The organism is Pontibacillus marinus BH030004 = DSM 16465 (assembly GCF_000425225.1).
GTDB classification, from domain to species: Bacteria; Bacillota; Bacilli; order Bacillales; family BH030062; genus Pontibacillus; species Pontibacillus marinus.
Window position 1 is genome coordinate 1 of record NZ_AULJ01000039.1, and the last position, 18,042, is coordinate 18,042.

19 protein-coding genes are annotated in these 18,042 nt (G+C 40.6%); 12 read left to right on the forward strand and 7 right to left on the reverse strand.

Annotated features, from left to right (window positions below; genetic code table 11):
- Positions 1-168: 168 nt before the first annotated feature.
- From H514_RS23970 to H514_RS0109075, 7 genes are all read right to left on the reverse strand, one after another.
- Positions 169-858, reverse strand: coding sequence for a VOC family protein (locus H514_RS23970; RefSeq protein WP_051255091.1), 690 nt, complete (start codon positions 856-858; stop codon positions 169-171).
- A gap of 90 nt (positions 859-948) precedes the next feature.
- On the reverse strand, positions 949-1,299 hold the full coding sequence (locus H514_RS0109050; protein ID WP_027446680.1) for a zinc ribbon domain-containing protein: 351 nt from the start codon (positions 1,297-1,299) through the stop codon (positions 949-951).
- Position 1,300: 1 nt separating this feature from the next.
- Positions 1,301-1,627: a hypothetical protein gene (locus tag H514_RS0109055; RefSeq protein WP_027446681.1), complete on the reverse strand. Its 327-nt coding sequence runs from the start codon at positions 1,625-1,627 to the stop codon at positions 1,301-1,303.
- A complete protein-coding gene (locus tag H514_RS0109060; protein WP_027446682.1) occupies positions 1,608-2,195 on the reverse strand; it encodes an RNA polymerase sigma factor in 588 nt (195 codons plus the stop codon). Before H514_RS0109060 ends, H514_RS0109055 begins: the two co-directional genes overlap by 20 nt.
- A gap of 116 nt (positions 2,196-2,311) precedes the next feature.
- Positions 2,312-2,794: a DinB family protein gene (locus tag H514_RS0109065; RefSeq protein WP_027446683.1), complete on the reverse strand. Its 483-nt coding sequence runs from the start codon at positions 2,792-2,794 to the stop codon at positions 2,312-2,314.
- A 153-nt stretch (positions 2,795-2,947) separates the two neighbouring features.
- On the reverse strand, positions 2,948-4,198 hold the full coding sequence (locus H514_RS0109070; protein WP_027446684.1) for a cytochrome P450: 1,251 nt from the start codon (positions 4,196-4,198) through the stop codon (positions 2,948-2,950).
- A 116-nt stretch (positions 4,199-4,314) separates the two neighbouring features.
- Entirely contained in the window at positions 4,315-5,325 is a 1,011-nt protein-coding gene (locus H514_RS0109075; protein ID WP_027446685.1) for an LLM class flavin-dependent oxidoreductase, read from the reverse strand.
- Positions 5,326-5,533: 208 nt separating this feature from the next.
- Here H514_RS0109075 and H514_RS0109080 point away from each other — a divergent pair, with 208 nt between their 5' ends.
- From H514_RS0109080 to fabG, 12 genes are all read left to right on the forward strand, one after another.
- Positions 5,534-5,932 (forward strand): DoxX family protein, encoded by a 399-nt coding sequence (locus H514_RS0109080; RefSeq protein ID WP_027446686.1) that lies wholly within the window; start codon positions 5,534-5,536, stop codon positions 5,930-5,932.
- Positions 5,933-6,108: 176 nt separating this feature from the next.
- A complete protein-coding gene (locus H514_RS0109085; RefSeq protein WP_051255092.1) occupies positions 6,109-9,354 on the forward strand; it encodes a BTAD domain-containing putative transcriptional regulator in 3,246 nt (1,081 codons plus the stop codon).
- Between the two features lie 21 nt (positions 9,355-9,375).
- The gene (locus H514_RS22810) at positions 9,376-9,654 is read left to right on the forward strand and encodes a DUF6958 family protein (protein ID WP_051255093.1); all 279 of its coding nucleotides are present in this window, start codon (positions 9,376-9,378) and stop codon (positions 9,652-9,654) included.
- 768 nt (positions 9,655-10,422) lie between these two features.
- Positions 10,423-11,697: a substrate-binding domain-containing protein gene (locus tag H514_RS0109095; RefSeq protein WP_027446688.1), complete on the forward strand. Its 1,275-nt coding sequence runs from the start codon at positions 10,423-10,425 to the stop codon at positions 11,695-11,697.
- A gap of 71 nt (positions 11,698-11,768) precedes the next feature.
- Positions 11,769-12,536, forward strand: a complete 768-nt coding sequence (locus H514_RS0109100) for an ABC transporter ATP-binding protein (RefSeq protein ID WP_027446689.1) — start codon at positions 11,769-11,771, stop codon at positions 12,534-12,536.
- Positions 12,520-13,227, forward strand: coding sequence for an ABC transporter ATP-binding protein (locus tag H514_RS0109105; protein ID WP_027446690.1), 708 nt, complete (start codon positions 12,520-12,522; stop codon positions 13,225-13,227). Before H514_RS0109100 ends, H514_RS0109105 begins: the two co-directional genes overlap by 17 nt.
- A 16-nt stretch (positions 13,228-13,243) precedes the next feature.
- On the forward strand, positions 13,244-14,110 hold the full coding sequence (locus tag H514_RS0109110) for a branched-chain amino acid ABC transporter permease (RefSeq protein WP_027446691.1): 867 nt from the start codon (positions 13,244-13,246) through the stop codon (positions 14,108-14,110).
- Positions 14,110-15,117, forward strand: coding sequence for a branched-chain amino acid ABC transporter permease (locus tag H514_RS0109115; RefSeq protein ID WP_027446692.1), 1,008 nt, complete (start codon positions 14,110-14,112; stop codon positions 15,115-15,117). Before H514_RS0109110 ends, H514_RS0109115 begins: the two co-directional genes overlap by 1 nt.
- Before the next feature lie 15 nt (positions 15,118-15,132).
- The gene (locus H514_RS0109120) at positions 15,133-15,321 is read left to right on the forward strand and encodes a hypothetical protein (protein ID WP_027446693.1); all 189 of its coding nucleotides are present in this window, start codon (positions 15,133-15,135) and stop codon (positions 15,319-15,321) included.
- Between the two features lie 2 nt (positions 15,322-15,323).
- Entirely contained in the window at positions 15,324-16,340 is a 1,017-nt protein-coding gene (locus tag H514_RS0109125; protein ID WP_027446694.1) for a 3-oxoacyl-ACP synthase, read from the forward strand.
- Positions 16,341-16,345: 5 nt separating this feature from the next.
- Positions 16,346-17,260, forward strand: coding sequence for an intracellular short-chain-length polyhydroxyalkanoate depolymerase (gene phaZ, locus H514_RS0109130; protein WP_197063074.1), 915 nt, complete (start codon positions 16,346-16,348; stop codon positions 17,258-17,260).
- A complete protein-coding gene (gene fabG / locus H514_RS0109135) occupies positions 17,257-17,997 on the forward strand; it encodes a 3-oxoacyl-ACP reductase FabG (protein WP_027446696.1) in 741 nt (246 codons plus the stop codon). Before phaZ ends, fabG begins: the two co-directional genes overlap by 4 nt.
- The last annotated feature ends 45 nt before the right edge of the window (positions 17,998-18,042 follow it).

Consider the following 18,042-nt stretch of genomic DNA (forward strand, 5'->3'; position numbering starts at 1 on the left):
TCTTCCGCAGGAGTATTGCCGTTTCACCGATCCCCTTACTCTCGCAAAAGCAACGGACCTCCACCACAATATATCTCGATTTCAAGTCTTCCAGATAAGGGGGCTTTAACAGAAGAAGAATTCTAAAAAAGCATGACATCGATGTAAAGATGTCATGCTTAGAAAGAGTTAAATATTGATATTACCAAACTTCGCATTAATGCCTTCTCCTTTTGAAAGAGAAAGGGTGCCATTTCCAAGCTTCCAATCATAAGAAGGATTGCCGGCTAAATCAGTAGAAGGTGTTGGTTCTCCAAGTTGATAAAGGTGCATCCATTCTTCCTTCGCTTTCTCGAGTTCATCTACACCAACATGAATCGTATTGAAAGGAATAGAGTTGGTGTCTTCTGGGTTGTCAGCAGAGTTGATACCATCTGCCCATTCAATTACAAATGGTAACACTTTTGATTCAAAATCAAATTTTGGAAAGAGCATTCGCCAAGATAAAGTAGAGCCGCTTGGTTTTGTACGACTTCCTTCGAAGGGGCCTTCGTAATCGATACGCTCCTCATCCCAATATTCAATAAGCGAGTCCATATCAGATGTTCTTAAAGCAAAGGTGATAGGACCTTCCACGTCTTGTTCATGATTGTGCATAAGATGTTGAATAAGTGGGTTACCTGAATTTAATGCCGTGTCATAATCTTGGACACCTAGCCATTCAATGTAAGCCTGGTTATTGAAGAAAGCTAAATGGTTATATGTGCCCCAAGCATTATGCTCTCCACCTTTTACACCGACAACACCATGCTTCATATTCATATCCTTTTTTGCCTGCTCAGGTAATTTAGCAGCAACAACTAGATGATCAAAATCCATAAGAAAGCCTCCTTTGGCTTTTGAATCCATTGTTCAATATACCCTTATTATTAAAGTAGAAAACGAAGTGAAAACAATGATTCACTTTCATTATTCTCCCACAGGCTTCGCACACTTCGGACAAACAATCCACGTTTCATGTAAAGGCTGGTCACAGCGATTGCAAGTTTCCATTTGGTTTGCTCCACACTTGGGACAGTAGAGGTCATCATGATTGATATTGTTTTGACACTGATGGCAAACCTTTTTTGAGGAGGTTTGCGTACGTACGATGAAGTACATGATCACACCAAAGAAATTCGGAACGACCAAGGTTAATACGGTCCAAAGCTTTGTATTGAGTCCGCGTTTTTTTGCATCTCTATAAACAAATATAGCCAGTATAATATGAATCAAAAAAATACTAGAGAACGTAATTGTCATAATTTGAGCATCAGTCATGTTATACCTCCTTTTCATTTATAAACATTTGGTATAGGTTTTCTTGCTTGATTAAAACGATGAAGAACATCACCACAGCTGATATGAGGTTACTGCCTATAAGTGCAATGCCTACGATAAGCCAAGACCAATCTTGAATGATCCAATAAGCAACTTCGAAACATAATAGAAATGAAGCTACAAAAAGCAGTATTCCGAATAATATCATGGAGCGATCCAATGGTTTTGTTTGTTTAACTTCTCGAATGGTTTCCTCAACGACGACTTCTCTCGGGTTTCCGCTTTGTATAGCATTTCGCATTTTTTGATCAAACTGTTCTTCTGTCATCGTCTTCCACCTCTTTCCATGTTTCTTTTAACTTCTTTTTTCCATTAGATAACCGCGACCTTACTGTTCCAACAGGAATATCTAATACATCCGCCATCTCCTCATATGAAAAAGATTGAAAGTAGAAAAGGATTAAAGGGACACGGTATTTATCGGGGAGGGCATTAAGCGTTTCTAAAAGCTGTTCATCTGACTCTTGCTTCATCGTGAGGTCTTCTGGTGTGGCTGAATGTGAAGGTAAACGAGCCAGTTGGATGTCTTTATCCTCATTTGAGAAGAAATCCTTAACAACATTAAGCCAACGTTTCTTCTTTGTATATTCATCGCGATATAAGTTCATACAAATGGTACATAACCATGTTTGGAAGGGGCGATCCCCGTCATAACGGTTTAATGATCGAAAAACACGGACCCAAGTTTCTTGGAAGAGGTCATCTGCTTCGACTTGTGACTTTGTGAGTCGTAATGAAAATCGATACAACATGGTTTGATGCTTATGTATGAGCATATCGGCAGCGTATTCATTTCCATTTTGATAAGCGTTAATTAATGACTTCTCATCTTCCATCTGTCCATGCCCCCTTTCATTCTCTTTTTACGGTTGGTTATGGAAAAAGTTCAAGGGAATATAAAATTTTTTGAAATAAAAAAAAAGCAGCCCTTAATGAGAGCTGCTTAATTACATTATAGAACTTCTTTTATTTCTTTCATCTGTTCAAGGTGACGAAGTTCGTGCCATCCAATAAATTCAGCCCATTGTTCTAAGTTCATATCGCCAAATGCAGGGTGGGGCATAACTCTGTTTTGGAGGAGTTCTTGGTCTTTATTATGAATAAGGAAAAGCGTTTGCTCACGGGATTTTTCTAAGTGATCTTTAGCATCTTGAATAGATTTGAATTGACCTTTTGGCTGTAAATATTCTGGGGCTTCAACTTTATAGTCTCGTCCTTGAGTACGGTTGATTGGTTTTAATTCTGCTTGTTGGTCGGACCCTTTTTCAAGAGCTTTCTCCATTTGTTGGACAACAAAGCCCTCAATTAAATATAAATGCTCAATGACTTCAAGGATACTCCAACTTTCTTCTGATGGTTTAGTGCGAGCTTGCTCATCAGTAAGACTTTGTAAAAATTCTAAAATTTGATTCCTTTTTTCTTCTAATCCGTACATATCAAACCGTCCTTTATAAATGATTTTAATGTAAGTCTATCATGGTGGAGGTATGGATACCTATTGAACTGTTTGAGGATCAATTAGATTTTGATTATAGGAGTACTCATAAAAAACGTGCTGCTATCTTCCTAGTGCAGCACGGGAGTCTATTCATTTGTTAGTCATTTGTACTTTCCTCATAATGAATCCGCTCTTAGGAAGCGCTGGGATTTTGCGTAAGCTATAGCTATAATCTTGCTTGGGAACTTGGTACTTCAAATGAGCAGATAGAAATGTAAAACTGGCCTTTAATACTTCAATGGTAGGCCATTCACCTGGACAACGATGTCCTGTATGATAATCTCCACCACCTTGAGGAATAAGGTCAAATAAACCACCCTTCCAATCTTGGAAGCGATCCGGATTAAATTGTTCAGGGTTATTCCAAAGGCGTGGGTCATGATTCGTTCCATAAAGGTCAAGGAGCACTAATTGATCCTTTTGGAAAGGGTACTGCTGCCAAGTGAATTCGTCTTTTACAAGTGCCCCAAGGAAAGGGAAGAATGGAAAATAGCGACGAACTTCTTGTGTGAATCGAAGCAAATGATCTTCACTTTGCATCACTTGATCCTTCGTTTCGGGGAACTCTTGAAAAGCTACTGCTCCAAAAACGATATATCGCGAGATCGCTACAAGAGGGCGAATAACATTTAGTAATTCTACCGCAGCGATGCGAGCATTTAAAAGTTCTCCGTTTTCCTGGTGAGTTGCGACGGTATATAGCGTACTGTCTTGCGGTACAATAATTTCTCCATTTCGTACTTTTTGGATGATGTTCTCAATCCATTGCTCTGAACGTTTACGAGCTGCACGCCCTTCGACATGACGTGGTCCGACTTTACTAGCGCCTTCAATCATTTTATTCATATCATCTGCGCGTTTTTTGACTTCTTTTTGGCCAAGAGGTACTCCTGTCCAATCACAAGCTGTACGAAGGAGAAGTTCTAAGACTTCATCAAAAAGGACAACTTTCTTTTTCTTCTCCCAAGTTTGTGCGTATGCTTCCCAATGGCTTGTGGTAATCGCGTGCAAATCACGTAGTGCTTCAGGCGTCATGATCGACATAAATAGATGCTTACGTTCAACATGTGCTTTCCCATCCATCGTCTGAACGCCGCCTTCACCAAATAAGGTTTTTAATACAGGAGTAGGCATTGCGCCATTTCGTTTCATTCGATGGGTATCATAAAATACCTTGGCGCCTTCCTCACCACTAAGTAATGCAACTTTCTGACCTAACAGTCGAGTTTCATAGACATCTAGGTGATGATTCTGGACTCGCTTAGAAATAAACTCATATCCATCTTTAAAAATCCCTAGTGTTCGATCTAATCCTTTATCTTTTGGTACCTGAACAGACATGTCTTTTCTCTCCTTCTTCCCAGTATTTTTAGATATTGATATCATTCCTTTTTCTATTAAAAAATAAACAGTAAGGAGAGGAGATGGACGAAAAAAGAAAGCCCGAGTTTTTATACTCAGGCTTCATATGATCGTGTATCTAATTCAAATTCTTTAGCCAATAATTCATAAGATTTTAATCGTTCTTCAAATGGACTCACAATTGTGTTCACGATTACTTCATTGACATTATAGGCGCGAGCAAGATGTTCTATTTTCTCTTTTACTTGTTTAGGATCGCCTACAACCATTCGACTTCTATTTTCACGCACACGCTCTTTTTCAAAAATGGAATAAGGGTATTGGCTCGCCTCATCCGGAGTTGGGAAGCCATCGCGGTTACCACCTTGTTCAATTTTTAAAATAGCTAAATCTAAGCTTGATGCAAGATATTCAGCTTTTTCTTCTGTTTCACTGCATACCACAAAAATCGAAACATTCCCCTGAGGTTTCTCTTGTTGCATAGAGGGTTGGAAGTGATCCTGATAGCGGCTCATTGCACGGGTTCCACCGTAACCATTAATAAAATGCGCAAATGAATAGGAAGCACCAACATCTGCTGCAAGACGTGCACTAGTACCGCTTGAACCGAGCATCCAAATCGATGGTGTGGTCTCAGCCAGTGGTGTTGCATAGACATTCATGTCATAAGGATCATGTCCATGCAGATAAGCCATTAGCTCTTTTACTTGCTGTGGGTAATGTTCAACATTAGGTGCACCCCCATCATTAAGAGCTCGATTCACATTTGGCATACCTCCAGGAGCACGTCCAACTCCAAGGTCAATGCGTCCGGGGTAAAGTGTGTCGAGAACTCGGAACGATTCTGCTACTTTATAAGCACTGTAATGGGGGAGGAGCACACCTCCTGTGCCAACACGTATAGATTTTGTATGTGCTGCTAAATGTGCGGTTAATATTTCAGGCGCAGATCCAGCCAGGCTTTTTGTACTGTGGTGTTCAGAAACCCAGTAACGATGGTAACCAAGGAGGTCTACATGTTGAACAAGCTCAGTCGTTTGTTGAAAAGCATCTATGGGAGACATCCCCGTTAAAATAGGAGATTGATCTAATACACTTAGTTTAATGGTCAATTCGTTCACCCTAACATTAAAATTCTTTCTCCATTATTAGAATAGGCATAAGCACATTGCAAAAAACATGCTTAAATTATCTTGACATCGAGATAAATAGCACATATAATAAATCTCGAATTCGAAATAATTGTATCGGATTTATTTTTTGGTTATATATCTCGAATTCAAAATAAAATAATATTCAAAGGAGAAGATAATCATGATGAGTTTAGGTTTGTTAATTATTCGTTTAGCGGTAGGTGTAACGTTTATAGGGCATGGTGCTCAAAAGTTGTTTGGAATGTTTGGGGGACATGGATTAAAAGGTACAGGTGGCTTTTTTGACTCTATTGGTATTAAGCCTGGATACACCATGGCTTTATTAGCAGGGTTATCTGAGCTTGTTGGTGGAGGTCTATTTGCTTTAGGGCTGCTAACACCACTAGGGGCAATATTAATTGTAATCACTATGCTTGGGGCAATTGTTAAAGTTCATGGGCCAAATGGTTTTTGGAATACTGCTCAAGGTTACGAGTATAATTTCATTCTTATTGTGATCGCTGTTGGTGTAGCTTTAATTGGAGCAGGCACTTACTCACTAGATTCCATTTTATTTTAAAAAAATAGATTAATATAAGTACCGTTTTACTCCGGATTTGGTTGAACATGCTTCGACTTTATTCGAGGGGGAAACGGTACTTTTTTTCATTCTCTCTTCCAATTTTGACAATGTACGCTTAAATGTCTATGTTAAAATGATAGAAAAGTCCGAAAAATATCAAGGAGTGTGAGAGGGTGGAAAGAATCCCCGTCATTCAGACACAGTTACGACCTCCTGTTGTAAAAGATCGTTTTGTTCGTCGTGCAAAGTTACATAAAAAGCTGTCCTCTATGACTCACTATCCTCTTGTCTTATTACATTCGGGAGCGGGTTATGGGAAAAGTACAGCTCTTACTTTATTTATTCAGGATTCAGGGTTGCAGGCTTGCTGGTATTCTATTTCATCCAATGATGATGACCTAGGTCCTTTTTTAACAAAGCTCATTCATGCTATTCGGATTCAGCATGCTGATTTTGGTGAGGCCATTCTTCAAGAACTTGAGACCATCCAACAATATGTACAAGACCAGGAAATATGGTCGCTTGTTTCCATGATGGTGAATGAAATCGAACAGCTAGAAAATGAATTGTATGTTGTCCTTGATGACTTTCATCATATAGAACATTCTTTGCCAATTGAACAATGGATGATTCATTTTATGGAGCATATCCCGGAGAATTGTCATGTTGTTATTTCTAGCCGTAATAGGCCACATTGGAATGTTCTAACCTCGTTAAAGGTGAAAGGGAACCTGCTAGAAATCTCTCAAGAAGATGTGACCTTTTCTCAAGAAGAAATGGAGCATTTGTTGATCGATCTATATGAATTTGACCTTTCAGATTCAGCTCTAGAGAAGCTTCATCAGTTAACTGAAGGATGGGCGATTGCTTTTGAGATGGTTATTCAGCAGCTTCAAGCTGGAATTGATGTGGAGAGTGTTGTCCAAAACCGTACGAATACGCTTCAAGACCTTTTTGATTATTTAGCTTTAGAGGTGTTATCGAAACAATCTCTAATGGTGCAACAATTTCTAATGCAAACTAGTATTTTGGAGGTGCTTTCTCCCAAACTATGTGATTACGTCTTGGGTATGACAGGATCTGGCTCCATGCTTGAGCAGTTAGCAGATCAACAACTCTTTCTTCAGAGAGTAAGTGAGGATCACTATCGCTATCACGCTTTGTTTAAAGCTTTTTTGGAAAACCGAATGAAAAAAGAACAGCCAAAGGAGTACCAACAACTACACCAAAAAGCAGCCCGCTACCATGAACAAAACGGAGATATGGAGACGGCTCTTTCCCACCTTGCAAATATGGGAGATCATGGTCGTTTGTCGCAATTACTTCAAGAGTTTGGTCAAGAGATGCTCAAAAATGGAAAGCTCCAGAGTCTCTACGATCGACTGATTGCGATTCCTTCACAGGAAAAACGTCATTTCCCAATTTTATGGTACTACCAGGGTGAGATTTTACGTTATTGGTCTTCTTATAAAGAAGCGGAATCATGTTATGACCGTGCAGAATCTATTGCACATGACCGAGATGATGCTTATTTAGTTAGCCTGTCACTAGAAGGGAAAGCGCAAATCTACCTGGATACGATTCAGCCTGATCAAGCTGAACGTATATTACAAAAAGCAATTGATATTCGGGAAAAAACGAATGCAACCAAAGAAGAGATGGCAAGACTCTATCATCGTTTAGCTGAAAATCTATTAAATGCGGGCAATGCTGTGAAAGCAGAGGCTTGGTTTGAACGTGCAAAAGAACTAAAACTGCCTTTATTAGATGGGAATTTAGAAGCCCGTTTGTATTTAAGAACAGGAAGACTGGAGCAAGCAGAAAAAGTGCTTCTAGAACGAAAAAAAGCACAACCATTTGATGAATCACAGCATTTGCCTCAGTCCTTTCGAGAAACAGACATATTATTATCGATTATTTCATCGTTTATGGGTAAAAGTGATGAAAGTAAGAAATATGCTGAACAAGGAATACATCAGGGGATTCAAGTGCAGTCACCCTTTGTAGAAGCTTGCGGATGGATGAGAATTGGGCATGCCGTCCAACTAATCAATCGCTATGAGCCTCACCTAGCTGAAAAGTGCTATCAAACCTCATTGGAAATGATGGAGAAAATGAATGTTTCAAGAGGGAAGGCAGAGCCGTATATGGGACTTAGCGTATTATATGGTGTTCAAGGTGAATATGAAAAGGCTATGGCCGCAGGTGAAAAAGGTCTTCATGAAACAGAACAGGTGAAAGATCTCTGGTTATCCTCTCTCATTCAACTATGTATGGGGATTACCGCCTTATATTGTAAGAAATATGAGGAAGCGAATTCAGTTTTTATGACAGTAGAACAACAAATGGGTCATTGTGGTGATGAATACGGAATAATGCTGACTTCATTTTGGAAGGCTTACGCTGCTCGTGAGACAGAAGAGGAAGAAGTTTTTGAAAGAGAAATGAGGGCCTTTCTGCAGCGTATACAGACAGGAGGTTACGAATTTTTCTTGAAAGAAAGAACAACCTTCGGGCCGATGGATGTTCAAAATATCATTCCCTTGTTGTTTAAAGCGCAGAAACTTAAAATTCATGAGCCTTTTGTATCTAAAATGATTCACGAACTTGGGTATGATGAGATGAAAAACCATCCAGGATATACGCTTCGGATTCAAACCTTAGGACAACTCAAGGTATGGTTGGGGAATCAACTTGTTGAGGAGAAGGATTGGCAGCGCGGGAAAGCAAAGGAACTATTTGAGTTTTTCGTTACAAAGCGCCATCAACAAGTTTCAAAAGAAGAAATCTACCAAGCATTATGGCCCGATCAAGATGAATCTGGTGCCAATCGTAGCTTTAAAGTGGCCCTGAACGCTCTTTTGAAAACCCTAGAGCCAGGAAGGAAAGCGCGAGCAGAATCCTTTTTTATAAAAAAAGATGGACAAACATATGGACTGAACCCTCAAGCTGGTTATGAGCTCGATATTGCTTCTTTTGAAGAATGGATCGAAGCGGGACTAGAAGAGAAAGATGCGAACCGATCCAAAGACTTGCTTGAGAGAGGTTTAAAGCGGTATGAGGGAAACTATTTGGAGGACCGTCGCTTAGCAGATTGGTGTTTGAATGAACGTGAGCGTGTTCAAGTATTATTCTTGCGAGGGGCCGAAAAGTTAGCACAGGTATCGGTTCGTCTTCAGGATTTTGACACTTGTATTCAATGGTGTGAAGCGATTTTACGAATAGATCGCTCGTGGGAGGAAGCTTATCGGTTAATGATGTATAGTTACTATCAAAAAAATAACCGACCTCAAGCGATTAAATGGTATCAGAAATGTTACCGAGTATTAGAAGACGAGCTAGGTGTGGAACCGATGAAGCCCACGAAAGAAATGTTTGAGATCATCAAAAGTGATAAGGGTGTTGAAGTTTTTGCTTAATTATAGATGGAGGGTGATCTGATGGAAGATAAAATCGCATGTATGCACCCAGAAGGAAAAGAAGCCCCGAGAATCGATCGAGATAAGTATGAAACCATTAAAAGGTGTATATTGAACACGATTCAAGAGCATGAAATCATTTCGTTTAAACAATTGCGTGTAGAGGTCACTCATCAGTTGAAGGGGAACTTTAATGGTTCGATATCTTGGTATTTAACGACAGTGAAATTAGATTTAGAAGCAAGGGGTTATATTAAGCGTTCGAAGCGGAATAACCTGCAACATTTAGAATTAGCATAAATGTATCTAGAGAAGAGCTTGGAATTTGTCCCAAGCTCTTTTTTATACTCTTTTACTTGTGAGTTATTCCAGAAAAGTCCCCGTTTGTTGAAGACTTGGATTCGAGATAAAGGGCGGTGGTGGTCCGTTGCTTTTGTGAGAGTAAGGGGATCGGTGAAACGGCAATACTCCTGCGGAAGACCGGCCGAGCTTCCTCGTTCGCAAGCTCTCTGCGGGATCTCGTCCGCCCTTTCTGCCGCGGGAGTTTGCCGTTTCCCTCACCCCTTCGCTGTTATGGAGGTTAACGGACCCAGGGTGAGATCATTTATTTTCATCCTTAAGGAAACTGTATTTTAGATCCTAAAAACCCTCTACATATAAGGCCTTAGATCACCTGGGAGGGATATATGATTTAACTCGTTATTTAAAACCAGAAAACCTAACGATAGCTGCGGTTCCGTTATTCACCATTCGGCTAAGGTGGGCTGTGGAACGGGTTGACTCCTCCGGTAGAAAGGGCGAGCGAGATCCCGCAGGAACGAAGTGACGAGGAAGCTCGATCGGTCTTCCGGGGAAAGCAACCCGTTCCACAGCCCACCGCACTCCACAAAAGCAACGGAACCACCCCGCACCAGCTTATTCAAGATTACTGCCATTTAATTAATAAATAATGCGCTTCAAGTATTTATGATAACTTCATTTGTAACTCCCGTGTAACTCTTCTTTCGTACGATAAGGTCAAAGCAGTAGACGCTTGGATGAACTTAAATTTAAAGGGGGAGTTTTTCAATGTCATGGAAACGAATTATAGGTAGTTTGTTCATGGTGATGCTTCTAAGTATTTTCACAGTAGCTTGTTCAGGCGATAACGAAGCTTCATCAGAAAATGGTGGAAGTGAGACAGAAACGGAAGAGCAGAGTAACTCGAATAATGGAGATAGTGGTGAATCAGCAGATAAGAGTCCCATTAAAATTGGGGTGCTAGCTTCTCTATCTGGTCCACTAGAAGCTTATGGAACACAAACGAAGCGAGGATTTGAACTTGGTTTAGAGTATGCAACTGATGGAACGATGGAAGTTGAAGGCCGAAAGGTTGAAGTGGTCTATGAAGATACAGAAACAGATCCGAAAGTAGCTCGTCAGAAGGCGATAGGTCTTTTAGAAGAAGAGCAAGTAGACTTCTTAGTTGGTTCATCTAGCTCAGGAGATACAAAAGCTGTTCTTCCATTAGCTGAAGAATACAAAAAGATTATGGTTGTTGAGCCAGCAGTAGCGGACAGTATTACTGGAGCTGACTGGAACAAGTACATTTTCCGTACAGCTCGTAACTCATCTCAGGATGCTGCAGCAGGCGCGGCAGCGATTGCAGACGAGGGGGTTAAAATAGCAACACTCGCTCCAGACTATTCATTTGGTCGCGATGGTGTAGCTGCATTTAAAACAGCGGCAGAAGATCTAGGGGCAGAAATTATTCATGAAGAATATGCGGATCCAAGTGCGACGGACTTCACAGCAAATATTCAAAAGGTCATTGAAGCAGATCCTGATTACCTGTTCGTTATTTGGGCAGGGGCGAACACGCCTTGGAATCAGATTAATGATATGAAACTGCAAGAAAAAGGCATTAAGATCTCAACAGGTGCACCTGACATTGCAGCTTTAAAAACCATGAAACCTCTTGTAGGTATGGAAGGTTTCACAGTTTATTATCATGATCTTCCTGATAATGAGGTGAATGATTGGTTAGTAGAAAAACATAAAGAAAAATATGATGGTGAGGTACCAGACTTATTCACTCCAGGTGGTATGAGTGCAGCGATTTCCATTGTTAAAGCTATTAAAGACAATAATGGTAGTGCCAATGCGGATGAGTTGATCTCCGTAATGGAAGGTATGAGTTTTAATACACCTAAGGGTGAAATGACCTTCCGTAAAGAAGACCATCAGGCATTACAGTCATTGTATAAGATCAAACTTAAGGAAAAAGAGGGATATGACTATCCGGTACCAGTATTAGAGCGTGTCCTAACACCAGAGGAAACAGCTCCTCCAATCCAAAACTAAGTAGATACCAATGAACTTCGGCGCTCCTTGCCGGAGTTCATTGTTTCATAACGTCAGAGGGAGGTAGAAACATGGATACTATTCTTGAAACAAAAGACATTACGATCGCTTTTGGCGGTCATGTTGCGGTTGATGAGGTGAGCGTTCAAATACCTGAAAAACAATTTACATCTGTGATCGGACCCAATGGTGCTGGGAAAACAACTTTTTTTAATCTTTTAAGTGGGCAGCTTCGTCCTACAAAGGGTGATATTTACTTTAAAGGAGAGTCTATAACAAAACTCTCGCCAACTAAACGAACACGTAAAGGAATTGGTAGATCTTTTCAAATAACCAATGTGTTCCCAAACTTAACAGTATTGGAGAATGTACGGTTAGCTGTACAATCCAAAAAACAGGTGCGCTTTCAGATGCTGAAACATTTTAAGTCCTATAAAGATCAAGAAGAGAAAGCTCTAGAGTTGTTGGGTGAAGTTTTATTAAAAGATAAGGCAAACTCTTTAGCTAGTAATCTAGCGCATGGTGAAAAAAGAAAGTTAGAGATAGCTATGCTTTTAGCGCTAGAAACAGAAATACTCTTATTAGATGAACCGACCGCTGGTATGTCTCTTGAAGAGGTTCCTGCGATTCTAGAGGTCATTCACAACATTAAGAGACAAGGTGATCGAACAATCGTGTTAATCGAGCACAAAATGGATATGATTCTGGACTTGTCTGATCAAGTGCTGGTGTTATTTAATGGGCAACTTCTTGCTCAAGGTACACCAGAAGACATTATGGACAATGAAACAGTTCAGTCAGCATATTTAGGAGGACTGTATGATGACAACTCTGCTTAAGTTAGAAGGAATCGAAACCTATATTGATCAATTTCACATCCTTCATGACGTGGGATTTGAAGTGCCAAAAGGGGAAGTGACGGTTTTGTTAGGGCGAAATGGTGCCGGGAAAACGACCACGCTTCGTACCATTATGGGGCTGAATCCAGCCACGCAAGGGAGTGTGACATTTAACGGAAAGGACATTACCAAACTCCCCCCTTACAAAGTCGCAAAGGAAGGTATTGGTTATGTTCCTGAAGATCAAGGAATTTTTGGCGATTTGACGGTGGGTGAAAACATGCGGGTAGCCATGCAAAAAGAAGATGATTCCACGCATGAACGAATGGAATGGGTGCTGAACCTTTTCCCTGATTTAAAAACGTTTTGGAACAAGCCTGGAGGACAACTAAGTGGGGGTCAAAAGCAGATGCTTGCTATTGCCAGAGCTTATATGAATGAGAGTGAACTTTTACTTATAGATGAACCAAGTAAGGGTTTGGCACCGATTGTGGTCGAAAAAGTGATGGAATCCATTCAGGAAATGAAAGAAAAAACGACGATCGTTCTAGTGGAACAAAATTTCTTAATGGCAAGTCGAATTGGGGATCGTTTCTATATATTGGATGACGGTCAAACGGTTCATCAAGGACAGATGAATGAGCTCGAAAAAGATGAATCATTGAAGAAGAAATATCTCGGAATTGCGTAGGGAGGGGGACTAGCCAATGGATTTGTTTTTTAACTTAGCCATTAATGGGCTTGCTACAGGCATGCTCATATTCTTACTAGCTTCGGGGCTTACGCTCATTTTTGGTCTGATGGACGTATTGAACTTTGCCCATGGTGGCTTATTTGCATGGGGAGCTTTTAGTGGAGTGTGGGTGTATGACCTTACAGGAAGCTTTACGATTGGTGTTCTTGGAGCTATTGTAACGGGCTTGTTACTTGGTGTTTTGACAGAATGGCTCATTATTAAGCCAGTTTACGGGAATCACGTACAACAGATTTTGATCACGTTAGGGTTTATGTTGGTTTTATCTGAAATGCTTAAAGTTGTCTTTGGTCCGAACCCAATTGCTGCTGAACCTCCTGCAGGCCTAGAAGGAAGCTTTCAACTTGGTGATGTCATATTAATAAAGTATCGTCTGTTTATCATTTTAATTGGTGCGCTCGTTTATGCCATTACCTTCTTTATTTTGAAGAAGACAAGAGTAGGGTTGATTGTTCGAGCGGGTGTTATGGATAAAGAGATGGTCCAGTCTCTTGGGATTAACATTCGATTTGTTTTTATGCTTGTATTTATGGCTGGATCGGCGCTTGCTGCATTAGGTGGTATCCTGCTTGCTCCTTATTCTGGTGTAATCTATGCAGAGATGGGAATGGAGTTTGCGATTTTAGCTTTTATTGTGGTTGTCATTGGCGGCATGGGAAGCTTTACTGGCTCCTTGTTCGCTGCAATTCTTGTGGGACTTGCGCAAGCTTTTATGGCCTACTACGTTCCGTCGTTATCTCTCGCTGTAAACATGCTTTTAATGGCAGCTGTACTCATATTTCGTCCACAAGGGTTATTTTCACTTAAGGGGGGAGCGTAATGACAAACCTTCAAATGAACAAAAGTACAATGGCCTACACTTTGTGTGCTATCGCACTTCTCGCGCTTCCTTTTGGGTATGATAACAGAACGATTCTATTTCTGATCACTCAAGTGTTTATCTTTGGAATTTTTGCAATGAGCTATGACTTGTTGCTTGGGTTCACAGGTATCGTTTCATTTGGGCATGCCATGTTTTTTGGTATTGGTGCTTATAGTGTTTCGATTATTTTAGACCGAAATGAACCAACGATGTTTTATTTAGTGATTGGAGCCATTGTGGCTATGGCTATAGCTGGACTCGTTAGTTTTATTGCAGGTATTTTGACCCTTCGGTTAAAGAGTCACTTTTACGCCATGCTTACTCTTGCATTAGCGGGCTTGTTTTTAGTTGCTGCAGAAAAATGGCGTTCCCTCACGAAAGGTAACGATGGTTTTGTATTACAGATACCAGAGTTATTCCGTGATCGAACAAATTTATACTTAACCTGTCTGATTTCATTGATTGTTTTGTTCTTTTTAGTAAGACGTTTTACACAGTCCCCGCTTGGACGTATTTTAATGGCGATTCGAGAAAATGAACAGCGTGTGGAGTCCATTGGCTTTGACATTATGCATTACAAAGTCATTGCTAGTGTCGTGTCGGGGGTTGTGGCAAGTTTCGCAGGTGTCTTGTACATTCTTTCACTTCGATTTGTAGATACCAGCGTTTTTGCAACAGAAGTAACACTCGACGCACTTCTAATGACGATCATTGGTGGGGTCGGAACATTAATAGGTCCGATTATAGGAGCAGGAATTATTGAATTTGCTCACCATTGGCTTTCAGAGCTGTCTGATGTGCATTGGATTTTTGAACGGTGGATCATTCTGTTTGGCATTATCTATATCTTGGCTGTGATTTTCTTTCCTCGTGGTATTGTGGGAAGTCTTATGCACATGTGGGGTAAGAAACGATACAAAAAGCACAATCAAACGAAAAATGAACAAAAGAAAGTTGCTAGTTAAAAAGGGGGAAGTGGTGTGAGTCAACCAATTGCATCATTTGTCGTTCGCTTTCATGCATCGTTAGAAGAAGGGGAAGAGGATCAACGATATCGGATTAAAGTAACCCATGTTCAAAATGAAGTAGAAATGACATTTGAGAGCTTTGATCAAGCGATGAATTATATGAAGAATTCCCTTGATGGAGTGGAGATAAAGGAGTTATGACCATGGAATCAGTCGGAATTGTATCCACAGGCGTTTATATACCTGAAGACGTGATGACGTCTCAAGAGATTGCAGAACAGGCAGGATTGCCGATTGAAGTTGTCGAACAGAAAATGGGTATTAAACAAAAGCCTGTGCCAGGAGAGGAAGACCATACGTGTGAGATGGGGATACGTGCAGCGAAGAAGGCTTTGGAAAAAGGGGGCATAGACCCTGGTGACATCGATCTTGTCATCTATATAGGGGAGGAATACAAAGAGTATCCTCTATGGACTGCTGGAATTAAACTTCAAGAAGCGGTTGGAGCTGCAAATGCATGGGCCTTTGATGTGGCTATGCGATGTGGGACTACAATTATGGCGATGAAAGTTGCGCGTAATATGATGATAGCTGATCCAGACATTCAAACGGTTTTATTAGCTGGTGGGTACAGAAATGGAGATTTTATTCGATTTGATAATCCTCGAACACGTTTTATGTACAATTTGAGTGCTGGTGGAGGCGCGATGATCTTACAGCGTGGTCATGAAAAGAATCGAGTTTTGGATAGCTCATTAATAAGCGATGGATCGTTTTCAGAGGATGTTGTCGTTGTTGCGGGTGGTACGAAGGTTCCTCTTACACCTGATAACTTCGACCAATACCAGTTAGATGTGTTGGACCCAGAAGGGATGAAGAAGCGACTTGAAGAAAAGTCGATGAGCAACTTTTTACATGTCATTCGTGAAGCTTTGCAAAAAAGCGGTTATACCCAAGAAGATGTTTCATATGTAGCCATGCTTCATATGAAACGATCAGCTCATGAATATGTATTGAAGGAGCTTGGATTGGACCTAAGTCAATCCATCTATTTAGAGAATTACGGTCATATTGGCCAGATGGATCAAATCCTTTCTCTTGAGCTAGCTGAACAAGAGGGGAAGTTGACTGATGGAGACATTGTTGTACTTGTTAGTGCCGGAATTGGCTATGCATGGGGCGCAACAGCGATTAAGTGGGGAAATCATAAGAGAGGGTGATGAGTATGATGGACGTTTCTCTGAAAAAAGTACAACTCCCAAATGGTGAATCACTAGGATACCGAGAACGTGAAGGTGGGGAAGATGTCGTTGTTTTGGTCCATGGAAATATGACGTCTTCAAAGCATTGGGATCTTGTTTTAGAAAATATGAATTCCAAGTATAAAGTATACGCCATTGATTTGAGAGGGTTTGGTGTTTCTACATATCTAGAGCCTATTTCATCTATTAAAGATTTTTCAGATGATCTGAAATCTTTTTTAGATGCATTAGACTTGGATGATGTCGCACTTGTCGGTTGGTCTATGGGTGGAGCCGTTTGTCAGCAATTCTGTGTAGATTATCCGAGTTATTGTAATCGCTTACTCTTATTAGCTTCAGGGTCCACACGTGGTTATCCTTTTTATGCAACGGGTGAGAATGGTTTGCCTGATACGAATCACCGTCTGAAAACGTATGAAGAGGTCAAAGCTGATCCAGGTAAAACACTTGCTGTGCAGAAAGCTTATGACACAGAGGATCGTGAGTTTTTAAAGTCGATGTGGAACATGCTGATTTATGTGAATAATAAGCCTGATGAGGAAAAGTGTGAGGAATATGTAGATGATATTTTAACGCAACGAAATCTTGCTGAAGTCTATCAGGCTTTGAATCAATTTAATATTAGTGCAGTTGATAACGAAGTAGCCCAAGGGACGGGGCAGGCACAGGATATAAATATCCCTGTTTTGGTTATGCGCGGCGATATGGACTACGTAATAACAGAAAAGATGACAAATGAGATCTTAGAAGATATAGGAGAGAATACAACTTTTGTATCTTTACCAGGATGTGGTCACTCTCCTTTAGTGGATGATTTATCGTCATTGATACAAACGCTGGAACAATTTTTAGAAGAAAAGGAGCATCATAAACAGTGAGATTACAAGATAAAGTAGCGATTATAACAGGTGGAGCAAATGGCATTGGATTTGAAGCGGCAAGGCTATTTGCTAGTGAAGGTGCGAAAGTAGCGATTGCGGATTTCAATCGAGAGGTTGGAGAGCAACGAGCCATTGAGTTAAAAAGTGAAGGATTTGATGTGAGTTTTGTGGAGGTAAACGTAGCAGAACGAGAGAGTGTTGATGCGATGGTTGAAAGTGTAGCTTCTCAATTTGGGGGCATTGATATACTCGTAAACAATGCTGGCATTACACGTGATGCGATGTTGTCTAAAATGACATCCGAACAATTTCAACAGGTGATCAATGTTAACCTAACAGGAGCGTTCCATTGTGCGCAGGCCGTGTTACCTTATTTAGTTGAAAAAGGAAAAGGGAAGATAATTAACACGTCCTCTGTATCAGGTGCGTTTGGAAATGTTGGTCAGTCTAACTATGCGGCGGCTAAATCTGGGTTACTCGGTTTAACGAAAACATGGGCTAAAGAGCTTGGAAGAAAAGGGATCAATGTAAATGCTGTAGCTCCAGGATTCACGGAGACTGCTATGGTAGAAGAAGTTCCTGAAAAAGTAATCGATCAAATGATAGAACAAGTTCCTATGGGACGCTTAGGACGTACTACAGACATTGCTCAGGCTTATCTATACTTAGCTTCAGATGAATCAAATTATGTGAATGGTCATACTCTTCATGTTGATGGCGGCATCATGATGTGATTTCCTCTATACCGTGCTTAACTCAAGATTGTCGACAAGTATTTC

Excerpts from the sequence above, each read along its gene's own strand:
- H514_RS23970 (WP_051255091.1), bottom strand. The coding sequence starts at position 858 with ATGGATTTTGATCATCTAGTTGTTGCTGCTAAATTACCTGAGCAGGCA.
- H514_RS0109050 (WP_027446680.1), bottom strand. The coding sequence starts at position 1,299 with ATGACTGATGCTCAAATTATGACAATTACGTTCTCTAGTATTTTTTTG.
- H514_RS0109055 (WP_027446681.1), bottom strand. The coding sequence starts at position 1,627 with ATGACAGAAGAACAGTTTGATCAAAAAATGCGAAATGCTATACAAAGC.
- H514_RS0109060 (WP_027446682.1), bottom strand. The coding sequence starts at position 2,195 with ATGGAAGATGAGAAGTCATTAATTAACGCTTATCAAAATGGAAATGAA.
- H514_RS0109065 (WP_027446683.1), bottom strand. The coding sequence starts at position 2,794 with ATGTACGGATTAGAAGAAAAAAGGAATCAAATTTTAGAATTTTTACAA.
- H514_RS0109070 (WP_027446684.1), bottom strand. The coding sequence starts at position 4,198 with ATGTCTGTTCAGGTACCAAAAGATAAAGGATTAGATCGAACACTAGGG.
- H514_RS0109080 (WP_027446686.1), top strand. The coding sequence starts at position 5,534 with ATGATGAGTTTAGGTTTGTTAATTATTCGTTTAGCGGTAGGTGTAACG.
- H514_RS22810 (WP_051255093.1), top strand. The coding sequence starts at position 9,376 with ATGGAAGATAAAATCGCATGTATGCACCCAGAAGGAAAAGAAGCCCCG.
- H514_RS0109095 (WP_027446688.1), top strand. The coding sequence starts at position 10,423 with ATGTCATGGAAACGAATTATAGGTAGTTTGTTCATGGTGATGCTTCTA.
- H514_RS0109100 (WP_027446689.1), top strand. The coding sequence starts at position 11,769 with ATGGATACTATTCTTGAAACAAAAGACATTACGATCGCTTTTGGCGGT.
- H514_RS0109105 (WP_027446690.1), top strand. The coding sequence starts at position 12,520 with ATGACAACTCTGCTTAAGTTAGAAGGAATCGAAACCTATATTGATCAA.
- H514_RS0109110 (WP_027446691.1), top strand. The coding sequence starts at position 13,244 with ATGGATTTGTTTTTTAACTTAGCCATTAATGGGCTTGCTACAGGCATG.
- H514_RS0109115 (WP_027446692.1), top strand. The coding sequence starts at position 14,110 with ATGACAAACCTTCAAATGAACAAAAGTACAATGGCCTACACTTTGTGT.
- H514_RS0109125 (WP_027446694.1), top strand. The coding sequence starts at position 15,324 with ATGGAATCAGTCGGAATTGTATCCACAGGCGTTTATATACCTGAAGAC.
- phaZ (WP_197063074.1), top strand. The coding sequence starts at position 16,346 with ATGATGGACGTTTCTCTGAAAAAAGTACAACTCCCAAATGGTGAATCA.